Genomic DNA, 364 nt, shown 5'->3' with positions numbered 1-364 from the left:
ACCATCATTTACTGTCATTCCGAGGAGCCATAGCGACATTAAGAATCTACTAACAGCAAGGATGAAGCTAACAACTTAAACACTTACATTCTCAACTAGTAGATTCTGAATCACGCTCCTTCGTCGCTATCCAGAATGACGAATTTTAACCACAGTACCCAGTAATATTTGATCATCATTTCCCGTCATTCCGAGGAGCCATAGCGACATCAGGAATCTACTCATAGCAAGGATGAAGCTAACAACTTAAACAATTGCATGCTCGACTAGTAGATTCTGAATCACGGTCCTTCGTCGCTATCCAGAATGACGAATTTTAACCACAGTACCCAGTAATATTTGATCATCATTTCCCGTCATTCCG

Origin of the sequence: Vibrio sp. Vb1127, from assembly GCF_033338735.1 — a bacterium.
GTDB lineage: Bacteria > Pseudomonadota > Gammaproteobacteria > Enterobacterales > Vibrionaceae > Vibrio > Vibrio alginolyticus.
The sequence above is the reverse complement of the archived record's forward strand: the minus strand, read 5'-3'. Positions refer to the sequence as shown.